The sequence below is a fragment of the Gammaproteobacteria bacterium genome, from assembly GCA_035279405.1.
In the GTDB taxonomy this organism is placed as follows: Bacteria; Pseudomonadota; Gammaproteobacteria; order Natronospirales; family REEB76; genus REEB76.
Genome location: DATEHU010000033.1, coordinates 149,421 through 172,642, shown reverse-complemented (window position 1 = coordinate 172,642; position 23,222 = coordinate 149,421). Strand labels below are relative to the sequence as shown.

22 protein-coding genes and 1 pseudogene are annotated in these 23,222 nt (G+C 60.7%); 10 read left to right on the top strand and 13 right to left on the bottom strand.

Annotated features, from left to right (window positions below):
• The first annotated feature begins 138 nt into the window (after positions 1-138).
• The 5 genes and pseudogenes from gcvH to VJR90_07365 all read left to right on the top strand — a co-directional run bounded on the left by gcvH (position 139) and on the right by VJR90_07365 (position 8,218).
• Complete coding sequence (gene gcvH, locus VJR90_07385) at positions 139-531, top strand: glycine cleavage system protein GcvH (GenBank protein ID HKV97289.1); 393 nt, start codon at positions 139-141, stop codon at positions 529-531.
• A 220-nt stretch (positions 532-751) separates the two neighbouring features.
• Positions 752-3,595 (top strand): annotated as a pseudogene (gene gcvP, locus VJR90_07380) (aminomethyl-transferring glycine dehydrogenase).
• 220 nt (positions 3,596-3,815) lie between these two features.
• On the top strand, positions 3,816-4,316 hold the full coding sequence (gene tpx / locus VJR90_07375; GenBank protein HKV97288.1) for a thiol peroxidase: 501 nt from the start codon (positions 3,816-3,818) through the stop codon (positions 4,314-4,316).
• Positions 4,317-4,404: 88 nt separating this feature from the next.
• Positions 4,405-5,337 (top strand): carbohydrate kinase family protein, encoded by a 933-nt coding sequence (locus tag VJR90_07370; GenBank protein HKV97287.1) that lies wholly within the window; start codon positions 4,405-4,407, stop codon positions 5,335-5,337.
• Positions 5,338-5,407: 70 nt separating this feature from the next.
• Entirely contained in the window at positions 5,408-8,218 is a 2,811-nt protein-coding gene (locus VJR90_07365; protein ID HKV97286.1) for a trypsin-like peptidase domain-containing protein, read from the top strand.
• Positions 8,219-8,231: 13 nt separating this feature from the next.
• Here the strand turns inward: VJR90_07365 and VJR90_07360 are convergent, their stop codons facing one another.
• The 9 genes from VJR90_07360 to VJR90_07320 form a co-directional block, all read right to left on the bottom strand.
• Entirely contained in the window at positions 8,232-9,881 is a 1,650-nt protein-coding gene (locus tag VJR90_07360; GenBank protein HKV97285.1) for a sialidase family protein, read from the bottom strand.
• A 175-nt stretch (positions 9,882-10,056) separates the two neighbouring features.
• A complete protein-coding gene (locus tag VJR90_07355; GenBank protein ID HKV97284.1) occupies positions 10,057-10,353 on the bottom strand; it encodes a type II toxin-antitoxin system RelE/ParE family toxin in 297 nt (98 codons plus the stop codon).
• A complete protein-coding gene (locus VJR90_07350; protein HKV97283.1) occupies positions 10,343-10,585 on the bottom strand; it encodes an addiction module protein in 243 nt (80 codons plus the stop codon). Before VJR90_07350 ends, VJR90_07355 begins: the two co-directional genes overlap by 11 nt.
• A gap of 174 nt (positions 10,586-10,759) precedes the next feature.
• The gene (locus tag VJR90_07345) at positions 10,760-11,425 is read right to left on the bottom strand and encodes a transposase (protein HKV97282.1); all 666 of its coding nucleotides are present in this window, start codon (positions 11,423-11,425) and stop codon (positions 10,760-10,762) included.
• 56 nt (positions 11,426-11,481) lie between these two features.
• On the bottom strand, positions 11,482-12,174 hold the full coding sequence (locus tag VJR90_07340) for a transposase (GenBank protein ID HKV97281.1): 693 nt from the start codon (positions 12,172-12,174) through the stop codon (positions 11,482-11,484).
• 130 nt (positions 12,175-12,304) lie between these two features.
• Positions 12,305-12,760, bottom strand: a complete 456-nt coding sequence (locus VJR90_07335) for a pyridoxamine 5'-phosphate oxidase family protein (GenBank protein ID HKV97280.1) — start codon at positions 12,758-12,760, stop codon at positions 12,305-12,307.
• A gap of 573 nt (positions 12,761-13,333) precedes the next feature.
• The gene (locus tag VJR90_07330) at positions 13,334-13,936 is read right to left on the bottom strand and encodes a hypothetical protein (GenBank protein HKV97279.1); all 603 of its coding nucleotides are present in this window, start codon (positions 13,934-13,936) and stop codon (positions 13,334-13,336) included.
• 82 nt (positions 13,937-14,018) lie between these two features.
• Positions 14,019-14,957 carry a DUF4238 domain-containing protein gene (locus VJR90_07325; GenBank protein ID HKV97278.1) on the bottom strand — a complete coding sequence of 313 codons (939 nt, stop codon included), beginning with the start codon at positions 14,955-14,957 and terminating at the stop codon, positions 14,019-14,021.
• 44 nt (positions 14,958-15,001) lie between these two features.
• Positions 15,002-15,553, bottom strand: coding sequence for a thioredoxin family protein (locus VJR90_07320; GenBank protein HKV97277.1), 552 nt, complete (start codon positions 15,551-15,553; stop codon positions 15,002-15,004).
• A 226-nt stretch (positions 15,554-15,779) separates the two neighbouring features.
• Here VJR90_07320 and metK point away from each other — a divergent pair, with 226 nt between their 5' ends.
• The 3 genes from metK to ahcY all read left to right on the top strand — a co-directional run bounded on the left by metK (position 15,780) and on the right by ahcY (position 18,862).
• Positions 15,780-16,949: a methionine adenosyltransferase gene (metK, locus tag VJR90_07315; GenBank protein HKV97276.1), complete on the top strand. Its 1,170-nt coding sequence runs from the start codon at positions 15,780-15,782 to the stop codon at positions 16,947-16,949.
• Positions 16,950-17,149: 200 nt separating this feature from the next.
• A complete protein-coding gene (locus tag VJR90_07310) occupies positions 17,150-17,410 on the top strand; it encodes a four helix bundle protein (protein HKV97275.1) in 261 nt (86 codons plus the stop codon).
• 12 nt (positions 17,411-17,422) lie between these two features.
• Complete coding sequence (gene ahcY / locus VJR90_07305) at positions 17,423-18,862, top strand: adenosylhomocysteinase (GenBank protein HKV97274.1); 1,440 nt, start codon at positions 17,423-17,425, stop codon at positions 18,860-18,862.
• 72 nt (positions 18,863-18,934) lie between these two features.
• Here the strand turns inward: ahcY and VJR90_07300 are convergent, their stop codons facing one another.
• Together VJR90_07300 and VJR90_07295 are read right to left on the bottom strand one after the other, a co-directional pair.
• On the bottom strand, positions 18,935-19,504 hold the full coding sequence (locus VJR90_07300) for a YSC84-related protein (GenBank protein ID HKV97273.1): 570 nt from the start codon (positions 19,502-19,504) through the stop codon (positions 18,935-18,937).
• Between the two features lie 207 nt (positions 19,505-19,711).
• Positions 19,712-20,059: a PilZ domain-containing protein gene (locus tag VJR90_07295; GenBank protein ID HKV97272.1), complete on the bottom strand. Its 348-nt coding sequence runs from the start codon at positions 20,057-20,059 to the stop codon at positions 19,712-19,714.
• A 217-nt stretch (positions 20,060-20,276) separates the two neighbouring features.
• On the opposite strand from VJR90_07295, the gene VJR90_07290 reads away from it, so the two are divergent.
• Both VJR90_07290 and VJR90_07285 read left to right on the top strand, forming a co-directional pair.
• The gene (locus tag VJR90_07290) at positions 20,277-21,251 is read left to right on the top strand and encodes a branched-chain amino acid transaminase (GenBank protein ID HKV97271.1); all 975 of its coding nucleotides are present in this window, start codon (positions 20,277-20,279) and stop codon (positions 21,249-21,251) included.
• A gap of 4 nt (positions 21,252-21,255) precedes the next feature.
• Positions 21,256-21,633 (top strand): hypothetical protein, encoded by a 378-nt coding sequence (locus VJR90_07285; GenBank protein HKV97270.1) that lies wholly within the window; start codon positions 21,256-21,258, stop codon positions 21,631-21,633.
• A 5-nt stretch (positions 21,634-21,638) separates the two neighbouring features.
• On the opposite strand, the gene VJR90_07280 is transcribed toward VJR90_07285, so the two are convergent.
• Both VJR90_07280 and VJR90_07275 read right to left on the bottom strand, forming a co-directional pair.
• The gene (locus tag VJR90_07280; protein HKV97269.1) at positions 21,639-22,535 is read right to left on the bottom strand and encodes an NAD-dependent epimerase/dehydratase family protein; all 897 of its coding nucleotides are present in this window, start codon (positions 22,533-22,535) and stop codon (positions 21,639-21,641) included.
• Positions 22,536-22,555: 20 nt separating this feature from the next.
• Positions 22,556-23,221 (bottom strand): class I SAM-dependent methyltransferase, encoded by a 666-nt coding sequence (locus VJR90_07275; protein ID HKV97268.1) that lies wholly within the window; start codon positions 23,219-23,221, stop codon positions 22,556-22,558.
• Between the last annotated feature and the right edge of the window lies 1 nt (position 23,222).

Here is a 23,222-nt window from a genome sequence, read left to right as displayed (position 1 = left end):
AAGGGGGGAAGTTAGGGTGAGGGGTGAATGTTTTATGTAGGAGCGGCTTTAGCCGCGATGATTTAGGAATCGCGGCGGGGACCGCCGCTCCCACGGGACGACCGCTCCCACAGTCCGACGTACTCAGGAGTCAATGAAATGAGCAAGATCCCGGCCGACCTCAAATACACCAAGAGTCATGAATGGATCAAAACCGGCAGTGACGGCAGCCTGACCATCGGCATCACCGATCATGCCCAGGAGGCGCTGGGTGACATCGTATTCGTGGAGGTGCCGCAGAAAGGCCGCAAACTCAAGGCGGGCGAAGCCTGCGCGGTGGTGGAATCGGTCAAGGCCGCTTCCGATATCTACAGCCCGGTGGCGGGCGAGGTGCTGGAAGGCAACGCCAAGCTGGCCGACAAGCCCGAGTCCATCAATCAGGATGCTTTTGCCAACTGGATTATGCGGCTCAAGCCGGCCAATCCCGCCGACCTGAACCAGTTGCTGGATGCGAAGGCATATGAAAAAGTGCTGGCGGACGAAGCGGCCTGAGGTTTGCACTGAGTCATTGTCGTCATTCCCGCGAAGCTTGTCCCCGCGAAGGCGGGGAACGGGAATCCAGAATTATCAAGGCCTGGATTCCGGCTTTCGCCGGAATGACGAAGAGTAAAATCATCCCGAGATTTATTGAACCATGAACGCGGTGACCGGATTGCCCATGAATGACAGTGCAACGCTGGAGGAACTGGAACAGCACGGCGAGTTCATCGGCCGGCACATCGGTCCGGACGAAGCCGGGCAGCAGGCGATGCTCCGGGAACTCGGTTTCGCGACGCGCGCCGCGCTTGCGAATGCCGCCGTGCCGGCCAACATACGCCGCAAGGACGGCCTGCCGCTCGGCGCGTTCACGCAACCGAAATCCGAGCAGGAGGCGCTCGCCGCGCTGCATACGCTGGCCGCCAAAAACCGGGTGTTCAAGTCCTTCATCGGTCAGGGCTATTACCACACGCACACGCCAGGCGTGATCCTGCGCAACGTGTTCGAGAATCCCGCCTGGTACACCTCGTACACACCTTATCAGCCCGAGATTTCCCAAGGCCGGCTGGAAGCGCTGCTCAATTTCCAGCAGATGATTACGGATCTGACCGGCCTCGACATTGCCAATGCGTCGCTGCTCGATGAGGCCACCGCCGCCACCGAGGCCATGACACTGGTGAAGCGTGCCGGGCAATCCAAATCGGATGTGTTCTTCGTTGCGGACGACGTGCTGCCGCAGACCATCGAGGTGGTACAGACCCGCGCCAAACCGTTGGGCATTACCGTCAAAGTCGGTAGGCCGGAAGATGCCGTCAAATCCGGGTGTTTCGGTGCGTTGCTGCAATATCCAGGCGTGAACGGCGAGGTGCGCGACTACCGTGCGCTCAGCGAAAAGCTGCATGCTCAGGGCGCAAGTGTCGTCGCAGCGGCCGATCTTCTGGCCTTGACGCTGCTTGTGCCGCCGGGCGAGTGGGGCGCGGATGTCGCGGTCGGCAACAGCCAGCGCTTCGGAGTGCCGATGGGCTTCGGCGGTCCGCACGCCGCTTACCTTGCGACGCGTGACGCCTTCAAACGCCAGATGCCGGGTCGGCTCGTGGGCGTCACCCAGGATGCGCAGGGCAAGACCGCCTATCGCCTGGCTCTGCAGACCCGCGAGCAGCATATCCGCCGCGAAAAGGCTACCTCCAACATCTGCACCGCGCAGGCGCTGCTCGCGGTGATGGCGAGCATGTACGCGGTGTATCACGGTCCGCAGGGCCTGCGGCGCATTGCCGAACGCGTGCATCAACTGACCGGCATGCTGGCGGCCGGCCTGCAGCAGCTCGGCTGCGCGCCGGACAACGCGAATTTTTTCGATACGCTCACCGTGCACACCGGCAAGCACACCGCGGCGGTGCACGCCGCGGCGCGCGCGCAAAACATGAACCTGCGCGCGGTGAACGACGCGCACGTCGGGGTGTCGCTGGACGAGACCACCACGCGCGACGATGTAATCAATCTGCTGAGCGTGTTCGCGGTGGCCGCTGCCCGCAAGCAGGGAACGCACGGCGCTGCGCTGCCGGAAAAGGACACACGCTACGGCCTGCCGCCCGCGTTGCGGCGCACCAGCAGTTACCTCACGCATGCGGTGTTCAACCGCTACCATTCCGAACATGAAATGTTGCGTTATCTGCGCAGCCTGGCCGACAAGGACCTGGCGCTCGACCGCAGCATGATCCCGCTCGGGTGCTGCACCATGAAGTTGAACGCGGTGAGTGAGATGCTGCCGGTGTCCTGGCCGGAATTCGCGCACCTGCACCCGTTCGCACCGTCCGAGCAGACCGCCGGCTACCGCGAGATGATTGCGCAGCTCGAACAGATGCTGGTCGCGATTACCGGTTATGCGGCGGTATCGCTGCAGCCCAATGCCGGCTCGCAGGGCGAATACGCCGGCCTGCTGATCATCAAGGCCTGGCACGCGGCGCGCGGCGAGGGCGAGCGCGACGTGGTGCTCATTCCGTCCTCGGCGCACGGCACCAATCCCGCCTCGGCGCACATGGCCGGCATGCGCGTGGTGGTAGTGGAGTGCGACGAGCGCGGCAACGTGGACCTCGGCGATCTGCGCGCCAAGGCCGAGGAACACAAGCGCGATCTCGCCGCGATGATGATCACTTATCCCTCGACGCACGGCGTGTTCGAGGACAACGTGCGCGAACTCTGCGATATCGTGCACCGCCACGGCGGCCAGGTGTATGTGGACGGCGCCAACCTGAATGCCATGGTCGGCCTGGCCGCGCCCGGCGAGTTCGGCGGCGACGTGTCGCATCTCAACCTGCACAAGACGTTCTGCATCCCGCACGGCGGCGGCGGGCCGGGCGTCGGACCGGTGGCCGTAGGCGCACACCTGGCGAAATTCCTGCCCAATCAGCGCAGCGTCGGCTATGTGCGCAGCGCCGAGGGTATCGGCAGTGTGGCGGCCGCGCCCTACGGTTCGGCCTCGATCCTGCCGATTTCCTGGATGTATATCGCCATGATGGGCGCGCCGGGGCTGACGGCCGCCACCGAAACTGCAATCCTGAGCGCCAACTACGTGGCGAAAAAACTCGCGCCGTATTACCCGGTGCTGTTCACGGGTGCCGGCGGCCTGGTGGCGCACGAGTGCATCCTGGATTTGCGTGCCATCAAGGAATCCAGCGGCATCACCGTGGACGACGTGGCCAAGCGCCTCATGGACTACGGCTTCCATGCCCCCACCATGAGCTTCCCGGTGGCCGGAACGCTGCAGGTGGAGCCCACGGAATCTGAATCCAAACGCGAGCTGGACCGCTTCATCGAGGCGATGATCGCCATCCGCGGGGAAATCCGCGCAGTGGAAGACGGCAAGCTCGATCGCGAGGACAATCCGCTTCGCAACGCGCCGCACACCGCCGAAATGGCCACGAGCGATCAGTGGAGCCACAAGTACAGCCGCGAGCAGGCGGCGTATCCGGTGGCGTCGCTGCGTCACAATAAATACTGGCCCCCGGTGGCGCGCGCCGACAACGCCTACGGCGACCGCAATCTGATGTGCAGTTGTCCACCGTTGAGTGACTATGAATGATTCTGCGGCCCTGGGCCGTACACATCATCCCCTCTCCCCTTAGAGGGGGCGAGACGGTCTAGCCGAAGCACGGCTTCGGTCCGTCGAGCGGACGTACAGGATGTACGCCCTGGACTTTCGCGAGGAGCAGGAAGCGCATTGCGAAAGACTGGAGTGAGGGGTAAGAATTGTGGGAGCGGTCGTCCCGGCCGCGATCCCGTATCAGCAGGAGGTTAACATCATGGCCAAGATTTCATTACGTGGTAATCCCATCCACACCAGCGGCGAGTTGCCCAAAGTCGGCGCCAAGGCGCCGGATTTCAAACTCACCACCAAGGATTTGAAGGACGTTTCGCTAGCCGACTACAAGGGCAAAAAGAAGCTCTTGAATATCGTGCCGAGCCTGGACACGCCGGTGTGTGCGCTGTCCACCAAAAAATTCAATGAGCACGCCAAGCAGCATAGCGATACGGTGATCCTGATCGTGTCCGCCGATTTGCCGTTTGCTCAGGGGCGCTTTTGCGGCAATGAGCATCTCGACAACGTGATCCCGCTGTCGCTCATGCACAACCGGAAATTCGCCGATGATTACGGTGTGATGATCAAGGACGGCCCGCTCGCGGGCGTCACCGCGCGCGCCGTGGTGGTGCTGGACGCCAATGACAAGGTCGTGTACACGGAAATGGTGCCCGAGATCGGCCAGGAGCCGGATTACGAGAAGGCGCTCAAGGCACTGGGGTAAAAGCAGTGCTGCGTGCTGAGTGCTGCGTAAAGACACGCGGCACTTTTTACGCGGCACGCAGTACATAGCACGCAGCACCGAGGTTTGCATGTCCATCCTGATCTGCGGTTCCCTGGCCTACGACACCATCATGGCGTATCCACAGGCGTTCAAGAGCCAGATTCTGCCGGACAAGATACACATGCTCAACGTGTGCTTCGAGGTGCCGCAGTTGCGCCGCGAATTCGGCGGCACCGCCGGCAACATCGCGTACAACCTGAAACTGCTGGGTGCCGAAGGCTTGCCCATGGGTACCGTGGGTGCGGACTTCCAGCCTTATGCGACCTGGCTGGACAAACAAGGCATCAGCCGCAAATACATCAGGGAAGTTCCAGGCACTTACACCGCGCAGGCATTCATCACCACCGATACCGACAATAACCAGATCACCGCGTTTCACCCCGGCGCCATGGGCCATGCCCATGAGCACGCGGTGCCGGTGGATCCTGCGGTCACGTTGGGCGTGGTGGCGCCCGACGGGCGCGAGGGCATGCTGCAGCACGCGCGCCAGTTCTACGACGCCGGCATTCCGTTCCTCTTCGACCCGGGCCAGGGCCTGCCGTTGTTTTCAAGCGCGGAATTGCGCGAATTCATCCGCATGGCCACCTGGGTGGCAGTGAACGACTACGAGTCGCAGATGCTGGAACACAAGACCGGGCTCAACGCGTCGGGGATTGCCGAACAGTTGGCGGCCTTGGTCATCACGCGCGGCGCCAGCGGCTCGGAAATCTTCGTGAAACAGCGCCGCATCCAGGTGCCCGCGGTCGAAGCCGCGCAGGTACTGGACCCGACCGGCTGCGGCGACGCCTACCGGGCCGGCCTGTTGTACGGTTTGTTGCACGATAGCGGCTGGGAAACCACGGGTCGGATTGCGGCGCTCATGGGCGCCATCAAGATCGCGCACCGCGGCACGCAGAATCATCGCTTCACGCAGGCGGAATTCGCGGCGCAGTTCGAAAAAGCCTTCGGCCACAAGCTGTAAAAAAAGTCCGCAGCGTACGCAATCCCGCCGCCAAGCCGTGGTCAAATTCCCGTCTTTCCGTGAAAGGGGCATGAACATGTCACACCCGCGCGCGCTTCTGGTCCTGTGGCTGCTGCTTCCCGGTGTGGCGCTCGCGGCCGCGGGTTCGGGCGGCGAACAGCAATGGGCGGCAACCATCGCCCGGGTGTCGCCCTCGATCGTGTCCATCCGCGTGAACGCCACGCGTGCCTTCGACACCGACTGGAATCTCACCGGCCAGGCCACGGGCTTCGTCGTGGACGCCAAGCGCGGCATCATTCTGACCAATCGCCACGTGGTAACCCCGGGGCCGGTAGTGGCCGAAGCGGTGTTCCAGGATCATGAGGTGGTGCCGCTGAAGGCCATTTACCGGGATCCGGTGCACGATTTCGGGTTCTATCAATATGATTCCAGCAAGTTGAAGTACATCCACCCGACGTCGCTCAGACTGGCACCGGAAGCCGCGCGCGTCGGCGAGGACATCCGCATCATCGGCAACGACGCGGGCGAGCAGCTTTCGATCCTGTCCGGCACGCTCGCGCGCCTGGATCGCGCCGCGCCGCAATACGGCGCCGGCGGGTACAACGATTTCAACACTTTCTATTACCAGGCGGTTTCCGGCACCAGCGGCGGTTCCTCGGGCTCGCCGGTGATCGACATCAATGGCGACGTGATCGCGCTGAATGCCGGCGCGCGCACCGATGCCTCCTCGAGCTATTTCCTGCCGCTGCAGCGCGTGCGGCGCGCGCTCACGCGCATCCAGGCCGGCGAGCCGGTGACCCGCGGCACGCTGGAAACCGGATTCCAGCACGCGTACTACGACGAACTCGAGCGCCTCGGCTTGCCGGCCGACGCGCAAGCGCGCCTGCGGCAGGCGCATCCCGACTGGACCGGGCTGCTGGCAGTGGACCGCGTGCTGCCCGGCGGGCCTGGGGACGGCGAGCTGCAGCCCGGCGATATCCTGATGTCGGTGAACGGTGCGGCGCTGTCGGCGTTCGTGCCGCTCGAACAGATTCTGGATGACGCCGTGGGTCAGACCGTTACCCTCGGCATCAACCGCGGCGGCGTGCCGCTGAGTGTCAAGCTCAAGGTCGCTGACCTGTACCACATCACGCCGGACTCCTATCTGGAATTCGGCGGCGCCGTGCTCAACAATCTGTCGTATCAGCAGGCGCGCAGCTTCAGCGTGCCGGTGAGCGGCGTGTATCTCGCCAATCCCGGCTACGTGTTTAGCACCGCGGGCATCGCCCGCGGTGCGGTTATCACCGAACTCGACGGCGTGACCACTCCGGATCTGAATGCATTCCAGCGCGTGCTGGAGAAACTTCCCGAAGGCATGCACGTGCGCCTGCGTTACTTTCACCTCGCGGACACCGCACAGACTTCGCTGGGAATCATTACCGTGGACCGGCGCTGGTTCCCCGCCGACCGCTGCACGCGCGATGACGCGCTCGGCGTGTGGCCATGTCAGCCGTTGCCGCCCGCGCCCGCATCTGCGCGGCTTGCGCCCGCGAGCGTGAGTGCGGTGCATTATGACGACGCGCGGCTCAACCGGCTGGCGCGCTCGCTGGTGTACGTGAATTTCGACATGCCGTACCCGGTGGACGGCGTGAGCGAAACCCATTACGTGGGCGCGGGTCTGATTGTGGACGCCAAACGCGGTCTGGTGCTTGTGGACCGCGATACCGTGCCGGTGGCCATGGGCGACGCGCGCGTCACATTTGCCGGCGCGCTGCAGATTCCCGCCCAAGTGTTGTATTTGGATCCGCTGCACGATCTCGCGGTGCTGCAGTACGATCCGAGACTCATCGGCTCGACGGCGGTGGAAAGTGCCCGGTTCAGCCCGCGTGCGGCGCGCTCCGGCGACCGTGCCTGGCTCATCGGCTACCAGCCCGACGGCACGCTGACCGGCCAGGAAACCCGCGTGACCCGCGAGGAGCCGGTGAGTTTTCCGCTGTCGCGCAGCTTCCGTTTCCGCGATACCAACCTGAACGTGCTGGACGTGGCCAGCGCACCCGCGGGCGTGACCGGCGTGCTCACCGATGCCGGCGGACGCGTGACGGCGCTGTGGGCCAGCTTTGCCTACACCGAAGGCGGGCACATTGCCGAAATGCAGCGCGGCATTCCCGCGGACATTGTTCAGGACATGCTGCGCATCGTGGAGCGTGGCAGCCAGCTGCGCTCGCTGGGTGCGGAGCTGGGACCGATTTCATTGGCGCAGGCACGGCAACTGGGTTTGCCGGAGCGCTGGATCACCAGACTGTCAGCCGCGGAATCTGCGCGCCGCCAGGCCTTGATCGTGACGCGTCTGACTGCGGATACGCCGGCCGCCAAACTCCTGCAAACCGGCGACTTGCTGTTGACCGTGAACGGCCGGCCGGTAACCGGTTTCCGCGTGGTCGAGCAGGCGAGCCAGCAGCCGGCGGTGAATCTGATGGTGCTGCGCAACGGCAAAGTCACGAGCCTCGAGGTGCCCAGCGTCGCGCTCAGCGGTCAGGGTACGCGCCGCATTCTGCTCTGGGCCGGCGCGATTCTGCAGAAACCACAGCTCGCGGCCTCGGCGCAATTCGCGGTTCCGCCCACCGGCCTGCTGGTGGACTTCTACAATTACGGCTCACCCGCGAGCCGCTACGGTCTGACACCCGGCCAGCGCATCGTCGCGGTCAATGGCCAGCCTACGCAGGATATGGACAGTTTCATTGCCGCCGTCAGGAATCTGCACGACGGCGACGTGGCGCGACTTACGATGAACGGCTGGGACCGCGCGCCCGGAGTCATCACGCTGAAACTGGATTTGCGCTACTGGCCGACTTATGAAGTGGCCTGGAGCGCGAACGGCTGGGTGCGCCGCGCCATTCACTGAGTACGGCCGCTGATTACGGCGGGCTGGTTTTCAGCCGCTGCGCCTCAAACCTTTCCCAACCCGGAATTTCGCCGCGCAGGAAGCGCTGCACCTGTGCGTGCATGCGCTGCCGGGCCGCCACATCAAGCTGCAGGGTGGCGGGTGCCGGCCGCGCCGCATTGGTGATGCGCCGTGTGAGCGTCAATGGCACCGGTTGCGGCGGCAGCACGAAGCTGTCGGTGCGATTGCCGGTTCCCTGATTGTTGGTCTGCACGAAGAACGGCACGAACGCCTGACCGATGACCGCGAGCGCCTGGTAATCGCCGAGGAACAAACCTCCGGCATCCGGTGCCAGATCCAGATCGAAGGGTCCGGAGATGTGCTGCTCGCTCCAATTTACGCCGTCGGTCGAGGACGTGAACCAGTAATCGGTGATCAACTGGCCGGGATTGCTGGTGTCGTTGCGAAAGTCGAAATAGCTCACGCCGATGGTGCCGTCGGCCATGATCGCGACGCTTGGTGTGAACGCCTCGACCGCGGGTACCGAGTTGATCTCCACCGGCGCGCTCCAGGTCTGGCCGTTGTCGCTGGATTGCGACAACGCGATGCCGTCGCGCAGGCCGCCGGAGAAACGCGCGTCCTGCCAAACCACCGCCAGCTTGCCGGCGCCGGCGGCGATCTGCGGCAGGAAACCGCCGTCGCGCACGGGACTGCCGGTGTTGGGATCGCGCGTGCCCACCGACAGGTCCTGCGCCACCGTGACCGGGGCCGACCAGGTGGCGCCCTGGTCGGTGGAGCGCATCACCCGTATATTACCGGTGCTGGTGTTGGCAGATGTACTGTCAATCTCCTCGAACACATCCACGATAGAGCCGTCCGGCAGCCCCACGATCTCGTTGCCGATGGTCTGATTGTTGACGCCCGGATCGTAGATCGGCACCGCCGTCTGCCAGGTATTTCCGCCGTCAGTGCTGCGCGCGAAATACGCGGGACCGCGGGGCGTGGTGTCCAGCCGGTCCCAGACCGCATACACGTAATTGGAATTGTTGGGATCGGCGGTGATGGTTTCCTTGTCGTTGAAAGCACTCGCGCCGTCCAGAATCAGCGTCACGGGATTGCTCCAGGTGGCGCCGCCGTCCGCAGAACGGCTCACCAGCACGCTGCTGAGCGCACCGCCTGTCATGCTGGCGGCGGTGAAGGAAATGGAAATCACGTAGGCTACGCCGTTGGGCGAGAACGTCACCCACGGATCCGATGCGCGCGCATAGTTGCCGCCGTTGCTGCTGTTGCCTCCGCCGCACACGGACAGGTTGATGGGCTGTTCGCTCCAGGTCTTGCCGCCGTCCAGACTGCGGCCGATGACCAGACCATGCGCACCACCGTCCGACCAGCGATCCTGCTGCCAGATGCCGATGACGTTCGATGGATTGGCGGGATTCACCGCGACGTAGGGTTCGACCTCGGCGTCCTCATAGTTGACACTGCCGGCCGCGCCGCCGCCGCAGGTCGCAGGGTAGGGCGAGGGCCCGGAGACACGCACCAGCGGCGCGCCGGGCGGCGACAACGTGGCCAGCGGCGGCGGAGGGGCCGTCGTCGAGGAAGTCGAACCGCCGCCGCCGCAACTCGCCGCGAATATTGCCGCAAGCAGCAGCACGCACTTTGCTAGGAAATACCCTTTCGTCATAGCGTAGCCCCCGTTCTTTGACCTGACCGCTTGTAACTTATAGCACACAACCTTGTCAGGCCTTCAGCCACCCTGCGGCAAGTGGTATCTGGCCTTACCTCCTAACGGCGATATAACAGCCAAGCCAAGCCGCCGTCTCGGTGCGAAGCGTAAGACGTCCAGGTTGCGCACAGTGTCAGCGGCCAATTCTCTCACGCCAGTAACCGGGCCGGCGTTTTTGATGAGCCACGGCTACAATCCAGATGCGGCTTGGCTTGATAGCGTAAATCAACGAGTGAGGAAATCTGCACATCGGCAGATGACGAAACGGACTTTCAAACTCAGCACCGAGTTTCGGGTGCTCCTCCAGAAGCGCTACCGCTGATTCAAGTTCCGAAATGAACGATATACCCAATGCCGGGATTTGCCGCTCGTAATATGAAGCTTCTTCAGTGAATTCCTCCTGAGCCCGAGGATGAAATTCAATTTTCATTCTTCAGGCGTGATCTGGCTTTTCGAATAACGTCCGTGGCCGGCACTGGTTCTACCAGGCCGCTCTGGAGTTCTTTATATCGCCGCTGCGCCTCTTGTAGCCAGGCTTCTTTAATACCGTGCTCTGGTTCACCGTCTACATCGGCTATAAGTTCACGGAGCAATTGATTTCTCTCTGCGGTTTGCAGCGCTCGCACTTCCTGCTCTATTTCCCGTATTGATCGCGCCATCATTGACTCTCCGATAAAGATCGATTCGTAGTTTACCCCAGGGCTTTCATGACCGCTAACGCCTGAAGTCACCGGTCGGCGCAGCTTTTTTGCGTGGGCCCGGTGGATTGATTGGTTAGTTCTCAAGGAGTTGGGACAAATGGGGTCAGAGCGAATTTCGCCATGAAATTAAGTCTATCATTCAAAGTCCGTGCTTGGTTTCTGGCTCTGCTTTGATGGACGTCCGCGGCGACCGGGCCTGGCGCGCCGCGCCAGGGATTTCTCAATGTATTCCCTGAAACGATCATTACCCAACACGATTTCGTGATTCAGACTCTCACGTATAATTTTCAGGGTCGCCTCACCGAGATTTGTTCGAAACAGCTCCCGATGGGCCGTACAGCGAGACGATGGGTCGGCGCCCAATGCGGTGTAAAGCTCATGGGGAACGACAACCTCATCCTTCACATCGAATGCATTGTGGCGATAGCTCGACCAACGGTAATCAGATGGATTGGCCGCCATTGCGGCCCGCACCGGATTCATTTCAATGTATCGATAGCAAGTCAATACATACGCTTCAGTATCCACCAGGCTCGCTTTGTAGCGGCCTTCCCAGAAAGCCCCGGTGCGCTGATAACAGAAATTGAAGTACTGTACATACCGCCGGTCGATATGCTGCATGAAACGCGGGAGTACGTGTTTCTGCGAGGGTGTCACCAGAAGGTGGACGTGATTAGTCATCAAAACGTAGGCATGCACCGCACAGCCATATCGCCTTGATGCTGCACGCATACATTCGAGATAAAATCGGTAATCGCTTGCGCCGGCGAAGCACGGCTGACGATTGTTACCACGTTGAATGACATGCTGCGGGATGCCGGCTAAACAGAAGGAAAAGAGAAAAGGGGTCAGTACCCTTAATCATTTTGTTTTCTTGGTCTGCCACGCTTCGCATGACCTACACGCCGCTTCAGTGTCTGCTCAATGCGTTCCTTAAACCGATCATTCCCCAAGGGGGTACCCGTTTGTACGGCGGCACGAATCTGATCCAGTTGTTCCGTGTCCAGCGCTCCGCGAAATAATTCTCGGTATCGGTATTGGCGCTCCTCCGCAGTTCTGCCCAACGACAGATACAGTTCGTGCGGCGTCAGTAAACCGTCTGCCTGTCCCAGCCCATTGCTCCGGTAGCTCGACCAGCGATACTCCTCCGGCGCCTTCACCATCCCCGCCCTCACCGGATTGAGTTCTATGTAACGGCTACACGCCAGAAAGTAATCCATCGCCGACACCAAACTGCCTTTATGTCGCCCCTCCCACAAGGTCCCGCTGCGTCCGTACTCCCGGTTGACATAGCTCACATAAAAACGACCAACGTATTGAATCATCCTGCTCAGGGCGACCCTGTGCCGCGGAGTGGCCAGCAAGTGAACGTGGTTGGTCATCAGCACATAAGCGTGCACCGCACATTCACATTGCTCGGCTCCCTTGCGCAACCAGGCAAGATATCGTGCGTAATCCCGATCATCGAAAAATACCGGTTGCCGGTCATTGCCACGCTGCACCACATGCACCGGAATGCCCGGCAAATAGAACCGCGGCTTCCTCGGCATCGGAACCTCCTTGTTCCTGCACTTGAACCCGTCCGCAGTCTACCCTGCAGCATCCATAAAGGGTACTGACCCCTTTTCTCTTACGACAGCTTCATGCGCTGGTTAGCCAGCGCCTTTCCAGCTAGGTGCTTCACTTCAATTCTTTCAATGCGGTTCGATCAAATTCAATTATCTGAGGCGGAACTTGGTTGTAGTCGGAGTATCTCAGCCAGGTCGGCTTGGCCCTGACGTAGATAAGGCCAGGCCACTCCTGGCGCTGCCGACCGTCTGGAAATACCGCGAGATAGAGGTCGGTGAGCCGGGCGCGCTCGGCGCCATTCGGTTCGTCTGCTACGCCTTCGTATTGGACCGTGCGCTCGTCGTTGGGAGCTAGGCCGCCGAGGACAAATGCAATCGCGGCCCGCTGGCGCAGGTTGCGAGCCTTGCGCGAACTGTCGACGGTATCGAACACGATCTCGAAGTCGTCCGAGACTGCGATCCCGACCACGGCGCTTTGTGGGGTCCCGGTCGGATGCGTGGAGCTCTGTACTGCGTAACGATGACTACGCAGGAATGCCAGGAGAGCAGCGCGGGTAATGGACGGCATCGATGTGTAGCGCTGGCTAACGTTCCGTATGAGCGGACGGAGCCAGGGTCGCGAAGCGACGCTGGCGGCGGTCCGTCTCGATGCGGGGGTTAGACGTCACAGCCGTTTCCTCGCGCTGCCGTGTCCTTTGTGCTCACTTAGAGGCTCGTCACAGTGATGAATCGTCTCGCCGGTTTTGGGGTCGTAGACGTGCTCTGTGTACCGGTCCCCGCGGCGATCGATCCGCATTTCCCGAATGACCCACTTGGCCGCCCTCCGAAAGAAGCTATCCCCGGCTTTGTGCTCCAGGAATGGATTTTTGCTTCCTGGTTCGTATGCTTTTGCACCGAACGTGCTTTTCAAGGCTACCTTAACGGAGCTACCAACAGCGAAGTTTCGGCCTTTCGAGCCACATTGAGGACATGGAGAGCGCTCAGCAAATGTCGACTGCGGAGACTCATCTAAGGGCACTCCACACTTTGCACACATTACGCGCTGCGTCGTCATGTCGTAACGTCTAACGCTTGAGGTAACCGGCGCAACCCGCGTAGCGGGTTTGCGTCCGCTTGACCGAGATGTTAGACGGCGCTGCCATTAGTGCGCCGGCGTGCTCGTGCTGGACACGGGGGTGGCGCTTGCGTTGTGCTCGTGACCAGTGTCCTTGTGCGATAACTCCCGCTTTGGCAAGTCGCCGGCATGAGTGGGCTTTACGGGTGTCGCAATTGCCCGCACTACTTGCTGGAGGTACTTGAGCGTAATCGCGTTCTGCTCGAACAGCCCCTGATTCTCCACATAGTTCATCAGGAGATCTCCGTTTGTAAGCGCGCCTTTGCGAGGTAGCGGCTTCCATTGCTTTGGCGGCTGCATCATGTCGGACGTGAGCAAATTCTTAGGGATTGGAGACACGATAACAAATTTACCCTCAAGAAAACTATTACGAACCTCCGGCGTGAATGGAATTGGCGAGTTTTGCTCGAGAATTTTGGTTGCCCACATCCGCAGAGGCTTATTCTCTTTGTTTTCTGGAGTTGCCAGTATGCGTATAGCTATACCAACGTAGTCTTTCTTCAACGAGTCGCGAGATAGGTTCGACTGAATCTGCCAACCGACAAATGCAATAACCAACGGGACGACTACGGCCGCGCATATGGTCGACCATGCCTGCAGCCGCGACAACGCTCGATCACTCAACGACAAGTGTAGCTCCCGTGAGTTTTACAAAGCCGTCTAACGCCTGAGTTAAGCCGAGCCGCGAAGCGGGCTCAGCTTGAACGAATTGTTATGTTGCAATTCTTTGCTCCATATCTGCATATTTTTTGGCAAGTCGATTAAGGCCGTCGCTCGCGTAACTTGCAAATATGCGGTGCCTCGCCGCCTGGGCTAGAGTTGCATTCATGCTTCTAACTTGGGCTCGCGACGCATCTAGTATGGGAAAGCGGCCATGTGGAAGTTTTGGAGTGCAAACGATGGCGAGGTCCTTCTTAAGGTGCATAAAGATCTCGCTTGATGCAGTCGCCGGCGCGAGCCTGTGAAAGACGACAGGATTGTCCGATGTGATGAATGGTTGATCGACGGGACACCGGAAGAATTGCCACTGCTTTTCCATTAGCGAGTTGGCAATTTGCTGCGCGCCTTGAATCATGTGCTCTAGCGATACCCATTCCTTCGCCTTTGCTCTAACTTCCGGAGGTGGACCTTCGCCTTTCCATAATTTGGGGGCGATTGCCTCTGTCATGTATTGTGCAATCTGCGTGTAGAAATCATTTATCCCATCTCGGAAGCTCGGCACCCTTGTCAATGATAGGCCGACAAAAATCGCCATGATCGCTTGATTGTCATCTGTGAGATGGAATTCATTCTTGTCGCTTGCGTCAAGGCTGGATACCAGTTCTGCAGCGCGATTGTCGATCGTCTGCGCAAGGCCAACTTCAAGCCTGTCAGAATCTGTGGACCCATCATCGCGCTCTTGCGCATAGTAGTTATGAGCCCAGGCAATTGACTTGACCGATTTGCATGTCGGAGCTCGACCTTCACGTTTGTCATACACCCATACGAATTGCTTTCCATGGACGGGGCAAGAGAAGCCGCGGAGGTAAGCTTGTGGGACAAAGTGATGCCGAGAACTTGCCATTGCAACATAACTTAAATTCGATTGCCTAAATGCGGCACGCAAACGTTGCACTTGGGCGGTAATAAAACTTGACTTGAATAAAATCATAGCACTCCTCCGGCTCAATTCGCCGGCATTTCCACAAGAGCGCCTCAGCGCCATTTTACGGAACAGCCGATGCTCGGAATCTGCGCTTTGGGCCCCAGACCCGTCTCAATGATCTGCCGCATGGCATCGAACAATTCCCGCTTGGCGCCGGGCCGCGGCCGCGAGGTGCGGCCTTCGTCCAGGCGGCCGCGGTACTGCAGTTCAAGCTTGGCGTTGTAGCCGAAGAAATCCGGTGTGCATACGGCGCCATAGGCACGCGCGACCTGCTGGGTTCCGTCGAAGAGATAGGGAAACGGGAATTTGTGCGCCTGCGCGAAGCGCTGCATGTTCTCGAAGGAATCCTCGGGATAGGTTCCGACATCGTTCGGCATGATGGCCACGGCCTGCATGCCGAGCGGCACGAGTTCATTGCACACCGTTACGATGCGGTCAATGCCAGCCTTCACGTAGGGACAGTGGTTGCAGATGAACATGACGAGCGTGGCCTTCTCCCCGCGGCAGTCGGCCAGCGTCCACTCGCGGCTGTCCACGCCGCGCAGCCGGAAATCCGGTGCCGGTTTTCCAAATTCACAGAGAGGCGTTTCTTTTGCAGTCATTGGGGCGATATCTTGCATGTGCAGGAGCGGCGATATTTGCCGCGAAGATATCGCAGTCGGGACGACCGCTCCCACAAGAATACATTGGTTAAGCATAGTACGGCCGTGCGGGTTCAGAGACGGTAAGCGGGGCAGTGGCGACAAGTCTGTGGCTACGGTCGAAAAGACCTGCCTAAAACAGTACACTATTACCCTCTTTTTCAGTTCAAACGCAGAGGACCTGCTCATGTCCCGCAATTACCTGTTTACTTCGGAATCGGTCTCGGAAGGCCACCCGGACAAGGTGGCGGACCAGATTTCCGACGCGGTGCTGGATGCCATGCTCGCCCAGGACAAGCATTCGCGCGTAGCCTGCGAAACGCTGGTCAAGACCGGCATGGTGATCGTGGCCGGTGAAGTCACCACCGACGCCTGGGTGGACCTGGAACAACTGGTGCGCAAGGTGGTAAAGGATATCGGCTACACCGCCGAGATGGGTTTCGATTGGGAAACTTGCGCGGTACTGAACGCCATCGGCAAGCAATCGGGCGACATCGCCCAGGGCGTGGACCGCAAGAGTCCCGAGGAACAGGGCGCCGGCGACCAGGGCATGATGTTCGGCTACGCCACCAACGAAACCGACGTGCTCATGCCTGCACCCATTACTTACGCGCACCGGTTGGTGAAGCGCCAAGCCGATGTGCGCCGCAGCGGCAAGTTCCCGTGGCTGCGGCCGGATGCCAAGAGCCAGGTCACGTTCAAATATGAGAACGGCAAAACCGTGGGCCTGTCGGCCGTGGTGCTTTCTACTCAACACTCACCCGACGTGGCCTACAAGACTTTGCAGGAAGCGGTGATGGAGGAAATCATCCGGCCGGTACTGCCGAAGGAATGGATCGGCCGCGATACCAAGATTCATATCAATCCGACCGGCCGTTTCGTCATCGGTGGACCGGTGGGCGATTGCGGCCTCACCGGCCGCAAGATCATCGTGGACACTTACGGCGGCATGGCGCGCCACGGCGGCGGCGCGTTCTCCGGCAAAGACCCGTCCAAAGTGGATCGCTCCGCGGCCTATGCCGCGCGCTACGTTGCTAAAAATCTGGTGGCCGCGGGCCTGGCCGAGCGCTGTGAGATCCAGGTGAGCTACGCCATCGGCGTGGCCGAGCCGACCTCCATCAGCGTGGACACCTTCGGCACCGGACGCCTGAGCGACGAGCAGTTGACCAAGCTGGTGCGCGAGCATTTCGACCTGCGTCCCTACGGTTTGATAAAGATGCTCGACCTGATCCGGCCGATTTACCGCAAGACTGCCGCCTATGGTCACTTCGGCCGCGAGGAGCCTGAATTCACTTGGGAGAAGATTGATAAGGTTGGTGTGTTAAAAGATGCAGCGAAGTTGAAAGCCGTGGGCTAAAGGAAGTGCTGGGTGCTGCGTGCTGGGCACCGTGAATAGGCGTACGAGAACGTAGGCGAGCGGCAAACGGAGTTGCCATGAGCGGGATCAAGCGCTTTGAGGATCTAATTGCTTGGCAAAAAGCACGCGAATTGACGCGCATGATTTACAACATCACGTCAAAGTCCAGGTTCGCGCGGGATTTCGCACTTCGGGATTAAATCCGCCGTGCCTCGGTATCTGTGATGTCCAATATCGCCGAAGGGTTTGAACGCAACGGTGCACGTGAATTTCATCAGTTTCTGGTAATCGCAAAAGGTTCGTGTGCGGAGGTGCGTTCTCAACTCTACACGGCGCTGGATAACAGCTATATTGACGACAATGAATTCAACCGCACACAAGAACTCGCCAGCAGCACCGCCCGGATTATTGGTGCCCTGCGCGCGGCAGTGTATCGCCGGCAACACACAGTTTCACACTGAAGGGTAGCAAGCATGACAAGTCTTAACGCAGCACGCAGCACGCAGAACGCAGAACCTGCGAAGCGAGACTATTTCGTCAAGGACATCAACCTCGCCGAGTGGGGTAGAAAAGAAATCAAGATTGCCGAAACGGAAATGCCCGGCCTCATGGCGGTACGCGAGGAATACAAAAAACAGCAGCCGCTGAAGGGCGCACGCATCGCCGGTTCGCTGCACATGACCATCCAGACGGCCATGCTCATCGAGACGCTCAAGGCACTCGGGGCCGACATCCGCTGGGCCTCCTGCAACATCTATTCCACCCAGGACCACGCGGCCGCGGCCATCGCCGCCGGCGGCACGCCGGTGTTCGCTTACAAGGGTGAATCGCTGGATGAGTACTGGGAATTCACGCACCGCATCATGGAATGGGCCGATGGCGGCACGCCCAACATGATCCTGGACGACGGCGGCGATGCCACGCTGCTCGTGACCCTGGGCGCGAAAGCGGAAAGGAATCCCGCGCTGGTAGCCAAGCCCGCGAACGAGGAAGAAACCGCGCTCTTCAAGGCCATCAAAAAACGCCTCGATACCAAGCCGGGTTTCTACTCGCGGATTCTCACCAACATAAAAGGCGTGACCGAAGAAACCACCACCGGCGTGCACCGGCTCTACGAGATGCAGAAAGCCGGTGCACTGCCATTCCCGGCCATCAACGTCAACGATTCGGTCACCAAGAGCAAGTTCGACAACCTCTACGGCTGCCGCGAGTCGCTGGTGGACGGCATCAAGCGCGCCACCGATGTGATGATCGCCGGCAAGATCGCGGTGATCGCAGGCTACGGCGACGTGGGCAAGGGTTGTGCTCAGTCATTGAAGGGACTGGGTGCGGGCGTGTGGGTCACCGAGATTGATCCGATCTGCGCGCTGCAGGCCGCGATGGAAGGCTACCGCGTGGTCACCATGGACGAGGCCGCAAGCCAAGGCGATATCTTCGTCACCTGCACCGGCAACGTGGATGTGATTACGCACGCGCACATGGCAAAGATGAAACACAACGCCATCGTCTGCAACATCGGCCACTTCGATTCGGAAATCGACATCGCCAGCCTGCGCAAATACAAGTGGGAGAACATCAAGCCGCAGGTGGACCACGTGATCTTCCCGGACGGCCATCGCATCATCGTGCTGGCCGAAGGCCGGCTGGTAAACCTGGGCTGCGCCACTGGGCATCCGAGCTTCGTGATGTCGAACTCCTTCACCAATCAGGTTTTGGCGCAGATCGAGTTGTTCGCGCACGGCGCCAAGTACGAGAAGAAAGTCTATGTGCTGCCCAAGCACCTGGACGAGAAGGTCGCGCGCCTGCACCTGGACCGCATCGGCGTACACCTCACCAGGCTCACGCCCAAGCAGGCCGGTTATCTCAACGTTCCCGTGGACGGGCCTTACAAGCCGGAGATTTATCGTTATTGAAGCCGGCGCTGGTCTGTTGCGAAAAAGAAAAGCCCCGTAAGGGGCTTTTCTTTTCATGCGTTCTCGCGCCCGTCAATGTGCAATGGGTGTAAAGCTGAATTTCTGGCCGCCGATGGTGGCTTCGGCCATCAGCCCGCCCTCGGCGGCGGTGAATACCGCCACGCCGTTGTTCCAGGCCGCGTTCTTGGCGGCGCCGGCGGTCGCCGCCACCGCGGACACCTGCGCGCTGAAGGTGAAATTGCCGGCTTCGAAGGTCGCCAGCGCATTGCCATCGCGGAAGAAAATGACTTCGCTGTAGGCCTGTCCGCCGATTTGCGGACCGATGGTGATCTGCGTGACGCTGGTCACGCCCACCAGGCGCCCTTTCTCATAGACCGCGCCGTTGCCATGTGCGCCGCCGATCCAGAATCCGCCTTTGCCTACCGACGGGTAGAGGGCGTAGGCGTACGCCTGATCGAAGAACCGCTGGATGCTGGGATCGCGCTGCTTGAAGCGCGCAATCGCGGCATTCACCTGCGCGGTCATGGTGTCCGCCTGCTGCTGGCTGGCAACCCCGCTTCCCGGCTGCCAGCCCACACAGCCCGCGAAAATCAGTGCGCCCAGGCACGGCAGCATCAGACCCAAACGACTCGGGATTCTCATGACCACAAACTCCAGTTATCCAAAATTACCCTAGAACCTGTCTCAAAATACCGTTCGCCCTGAGCGTAGCGCCGTAGGTGCGAAGTCGAAGGGCCTGTTCTGAACGAAGTCGAACGTTTGTTACCCTCTGATTTTCCGTGTTTCGACTTCGCGGAGCTTCGCTCCGCTACGCTCAACACGAACGGTTAGAAGATTTTGAGATGGGCTCTAATTGAAAATGCGCCGCCACAAGGCCAAATCGCCGTCTTCGGATGCCAGCAATTCGACGCCGAGCAAAAATTCCTCCGCGTCTTCCGCGGGGCGGCACCAGCGCGTCTGGCCGTGCATGTGGAAGGAATCGCGGTAACCCTCGATGCTGATCACCACATCCACCAGTTCACCGGGCTGCAATTGCTGTTTGGCGCGCGCTTGCATGCCCGCGGGCGAGATGTCCACGGTCTTGCAATACAAAACGTCGCCGGCCGGGTCGTCCGACTGGGTCTCCATGCGGCGAATCACCGCACGCTCCTCGCGGCGCAGACGCGGATATTTCCGGCGGTCTTCCGGTCTGTTCATCGATTCCCTCTGCAAAATAGGCGGTTCCATGCGGCCTTCCCCGGGTGCGATCCGGAATTCCGGTCACCGGTGGGCCACAAAGTAGCGAACCGCAACGATGACCGCAACTATGTGCCCCCAAGACCTGAAGTATAGCCATGCAAACGGCTAAAATATGCATGCCGGTGTTCCCGGCCCGGCATCACCGGCCCATCCCGCACACACCAAGGTCATAACCGTGGCAATTCAATTCCCTGCGCACATCTGGCATAACGGCAAAATCAAACCCTGGGCCGAGGCCACCACGCACGTGATGGCGCACGCGCTGCATTACGGGTCCTCCATATTCGAGGGCATCCGCAGCTATCCCACCCCCAAAGGCGTGGCGATCTTCCGGCTCGCGGACCACATGAAGCGGTTTTTCAACTCCGCAAAGATTTATGACATTCCCATGCCCTACGATGCCGCCACCATTGCGGATGCCTGCCGCGAAGTGGTGCGCATCAACGGCCTGAAGCGCGCCTACATCCGTCCCATTGCTTTCCGCGGCCTCGGCCAAAGCCTGAGCCTGAGCGCGGAATCGCCCACCGATTTGGCGGTAGGTGCGTGGGAACTCGGCAGTTATCTTGGCAACGGCGTGGTGGACAAGGGCATTGATGCCTGTGTTTCGACCTGGCAACGCTTCGCGCCGAATACCATCCCCGCCGGCGCCAAAGCCGGCGGCAACTACCTCTCCGGCCAGTTGATGGCGCGCGAAGCGCGACGCCTCGGCTTCGGCGAGGGCATCGCGCTCTCCAGCAGCGGCCTGATAAGCGAGGGCGCAGGCGAAAACCTGTTCCTGGTGTTCGAGGGCGCGCTGCACACCACTCCGGTGAGTGCCGCCATCCTGGACGGCATCACGCGCAATACGCTCATGAAGCTGGCCGGGGATGCCGGCATCCGGGTCGTGGAACGCGAACTGCCGCGCGAATACCTGTATCTTGCCGATGAAGTGTTCATGTGCGGCACCGCCGCCGAGATCACGCCGATCCGCTCGGTGGACGGCAAGCCGGTGGGCAAGGGCGAGCCCGGTCCTGTTACGCGGCGCATGCAGCAGTTGTTCTTTGGCCTGTTTGAGGGCAAGACCGCCGATAAATACGGCTGGCTGGATTACGTGAATCAGAACGCTGCGCTGCCAACTCCGGCACTGAAAAGCTCCGCCCGGACCGGATGACCTCATGACCGAGTGCGCCGCCGATCAGAAAACCGATCTGCTGAATTCGCGCTGGACGCCGCTGCTATGGTGGGGACCGTGGTTGCTGATCATCATCGGCGCTTTCACCGGTGACGTCGCGCACACGGTATTGTGGACCGCGGGTTTCAGCGTGGCGGGCGCCGCGTGTCTCGCCAACGCGCGCCGTTGTGGCCGTCGCCACTGTTTCTACACCGGTCCGGTGTATCTGCCGGCCGCGCTCGCATCGCTGCTGTACGGCCTGCACGTTCTGCCCATCGGCGCGAACGGCTGGGGCTGGATCGTGGGCGTCGCGCTCGCAGTCAGCGTGATCGCCTGCTGTGGCCTGGAACCGCTGCGGGGAAAATACATTCGCCGCGCGTGATGTGCTCACTGCCAGGCTTTCCAGGCCTGGTAGTAGGTTTCCGCACCATCCACGAAACCGCCGTGCTTCGGTTGCCAGCCAAGTACGCGCACCGCTTTGCGCGCATCCACATGCTGGTTGAGCGCCAGACATTCGGCGAATGCACCCATCTGTTTTTCTGCCTCGGCGGGCGGCACATGCGTGATCTTCGCTGTGCCACCCGTGGCGCGCACCACAGCTTCCGTCATTTCATTTACCGTGGCGCGTGAACGGTCGGTGACTTCGAAGACTTCGCCGCGCAAACCGCTTTCCGCAAGTCGCACATAGGCGTCGGCAAGATCTTCGACGTGCACCATGGGCCAGCGATTGTTGCCGTCGCCGATGACACGCAATTCGCCCTTCTCGGCCGCCTCGAACCACATACCGGTAAGCCCACCACGACCGCCATACACGTCGCCCGGCCGGATTATCAAGCCGCGCACCCGGGGATGTTCCAGAACCCGCTGTTCGATTGCGGGGCGGCTCTGCACCATGCGTGCCGGCGTGAGTGGTGTGGTTTCGTCCACCATTTCACCGCCGGTGTCACCATGCACCCATGCGCCGCTGGTGTAGATCAGGGTCTTGGGCTGCGGGCCGCGCGGCGCTGCCTGCAGCAACGCCTCCACCGCCGCCCGGTCCACGGTGAGTGTGTCGGCCTGGTAATCCGCCGCCGCATAGATGAGTACCGAGCAAACTGCGACAGCTTCCATAAACGAGGCTGGCTCCTGCAATTTCCCCATGATGGGCCGGATTTCCGCCTTACGCAGCAAGGGCACGGCCCCCGGCCGGCGCACCACACCATAAACTTCGTGCGCGGCACGTGCCAGCGCCGAGGCCACTGCGTAGCCGATAAAGCCGGAGGCACCAATTACCAATATCTTCATGTTGTACCCAGCGTTCGGAATCAGGAACGCTTGCGCGCCAGGGTCAGGCCGTCGCCAATCGGCACCATGGACAGCTCAATACGCTGGTCCTTGAGCAGCGTAGCGTTGAACTCGCGGATCGCCACCGTGTCCTTGCTCTTGTCCTTTTTGTTGATCACCGCCCCGTCCCACAGCACATTGTCCACCGCGATCACGCCACCCGGCCGCAGCAGGCGGATGATGCGCTCGTAATAGTTCAGGTAATTGCCCTTGTCGGCATCAATGAAGGCGAAATCGTAGCGCCCCTGTTCGCCGCGCTTGAGCAGCCCGTCCAGGGTCTCCAGCGCGGGCGCGAGATGCAGGGTGATGCGTTTTTCCACGCCGGCTTCCTGCCAGTAACGACGTGCCACCGCGGTGAACTCTGCGCTCACATCGCAGGCGAGGATGTGGCCGTCGTCCGGCAGCGCCAGCGCCACCGACAGGCTGCTGTAGCCGGTGAACACGCCGACCTCGATGCAACGGCTGGCGCCCAGCATGCGCACCAGCAGGCGCATGAACTGACCCTGCTCGGGCGAAATCTGCATGCCGTGTTGGGGAAGCTTGGCGGTTTCCGCGCGCAGGCGCTGCAATATCGGCGGTTCACGCAGCGATACCTGCAACAGATACTCATACAGGCTGTCCGTCATGGAGATGGTACGATTGGACATC

Bases quoted from the DNA above. Each gene is read 5' to 3' on its own strand.
- gcvH (HKV97289.1), top strand. From the start codon at position 139: ATGAGCAAGATCCCGGCCGACCTCAAATACACCAAGAGTCATGAATGG.
- VJR90_07365 (HKV97286.1), top strand. From the start codon at position 5,408: ATGAACATGTCACACCCGCGCGCGCTTCTGGTCCTGTGGCTGCTGCTT.
- VJR90_07335 (HKV97280.1), bottom strand. From the start codon at position 12,760: ATGCCGTCCATTACCCGCGCTGCTCTCCTGGCATTCCTGCGTAGTCAT.
- VJR90_07285 (HKV97270.1), top strand. From the start codon at position 21,256: ATGACCGAGTGCGCCGCCGATCAGAAAACCGATCTGCTGAATTCGCGC.
- VJR90_07275 (HKV97268.1), bottom strand. From the start codon at position 23,221: ATGTCCAATCGTACCATCTCCATGACGGACAGCCTGTATGAGTATCTG.
- VJR90_07360 (HKV97285.1), bottom strand. From the start codon at position 9,881: ATGACGAAAGGGTATTTCCTAGCAAAGTGCGTGCTGCTGCTTGCGGCA.
- VJR90_07340 (HKV97281.1), bottom strand. From the start codon at position 12,174: ATGCCGAGGAAGCCGCGGTTCTATTTGCCGGGCATTCCGGTGCATGTG.
- VJR90_07370 (HKV97287.1), top strand. From the start codon at position 4,405: ATGTCCATCCTGATCTGCGGTTCCCTGGCCTACGACACCATCATGGCG.
- metK (HKV97276.1), top strand. From the start codon at position 15,780: ATGTCCCGCAATTACCTGTTTACTTCGGAATCGGTCTCGGAAGGCCAC.
- VJR90_07350 (HKV97283.1), bottom strand. From the start codon at position 10,585: ATGATGGCGCGATCAATACGGGAAATAGAGCAGGAAGTGCGAGCGCTG.
- VJR90_07300 (HKV97273.1), bottom strand. From the start codon at position 19,504: ATGAGAATCCCGAGTCGTTTGGGTCTGATGCTGCCGTGCCTGGGCGCA.
- VJR90_07325 (HKV97278.1), bottom strand. From the start codon at position 14,957: ATGATTTTATTCAAGTCAAGTTTTATTACCGCCCAAGTGCAACGTTTG.
- VJR90_07355 (HKV97284.1), bottom strand. From the start codon at position 10,353: ATGAAAATTGAATTTCATCCTCGGGCTCAGGAGGAATTCACTGAAGAA.
- ahcY (HKV97274.1), top strand. From the start codon at position 17,423: ATGACAAGTCTTAACGCAGCACGCAGCACGCAGAACGCAGAACCTGCG.
- VJR90_07280 (HKV97269.1), bottom strand. From the start codon at position 22,535: ATGAAGATATTGGTAATTGGTGCCTCCGGCTTTATCGGCTACGCAGTG.
- VJR90_07320 (HKV97277.1), bottom strand. From the start codon at position 15,553: ATGACTGCAAAAGAAACGCCTCTCTGTGAATTTGGAAAACCGGCACCG.
- tpx (HKV97288.1), top strand. From the start codon at position 3,816: ATGGCCAAGATTTCATTACGTGGTAATCCCATCCACACCAGCGGCGAG.
- VJR90_07295 (HKV97272.1), bottom strand. From the start codon at position 20,059: ATGAACAGACCGGAAGACCGCCGGAAATATCCGCGTCTGCGCCGCGAG.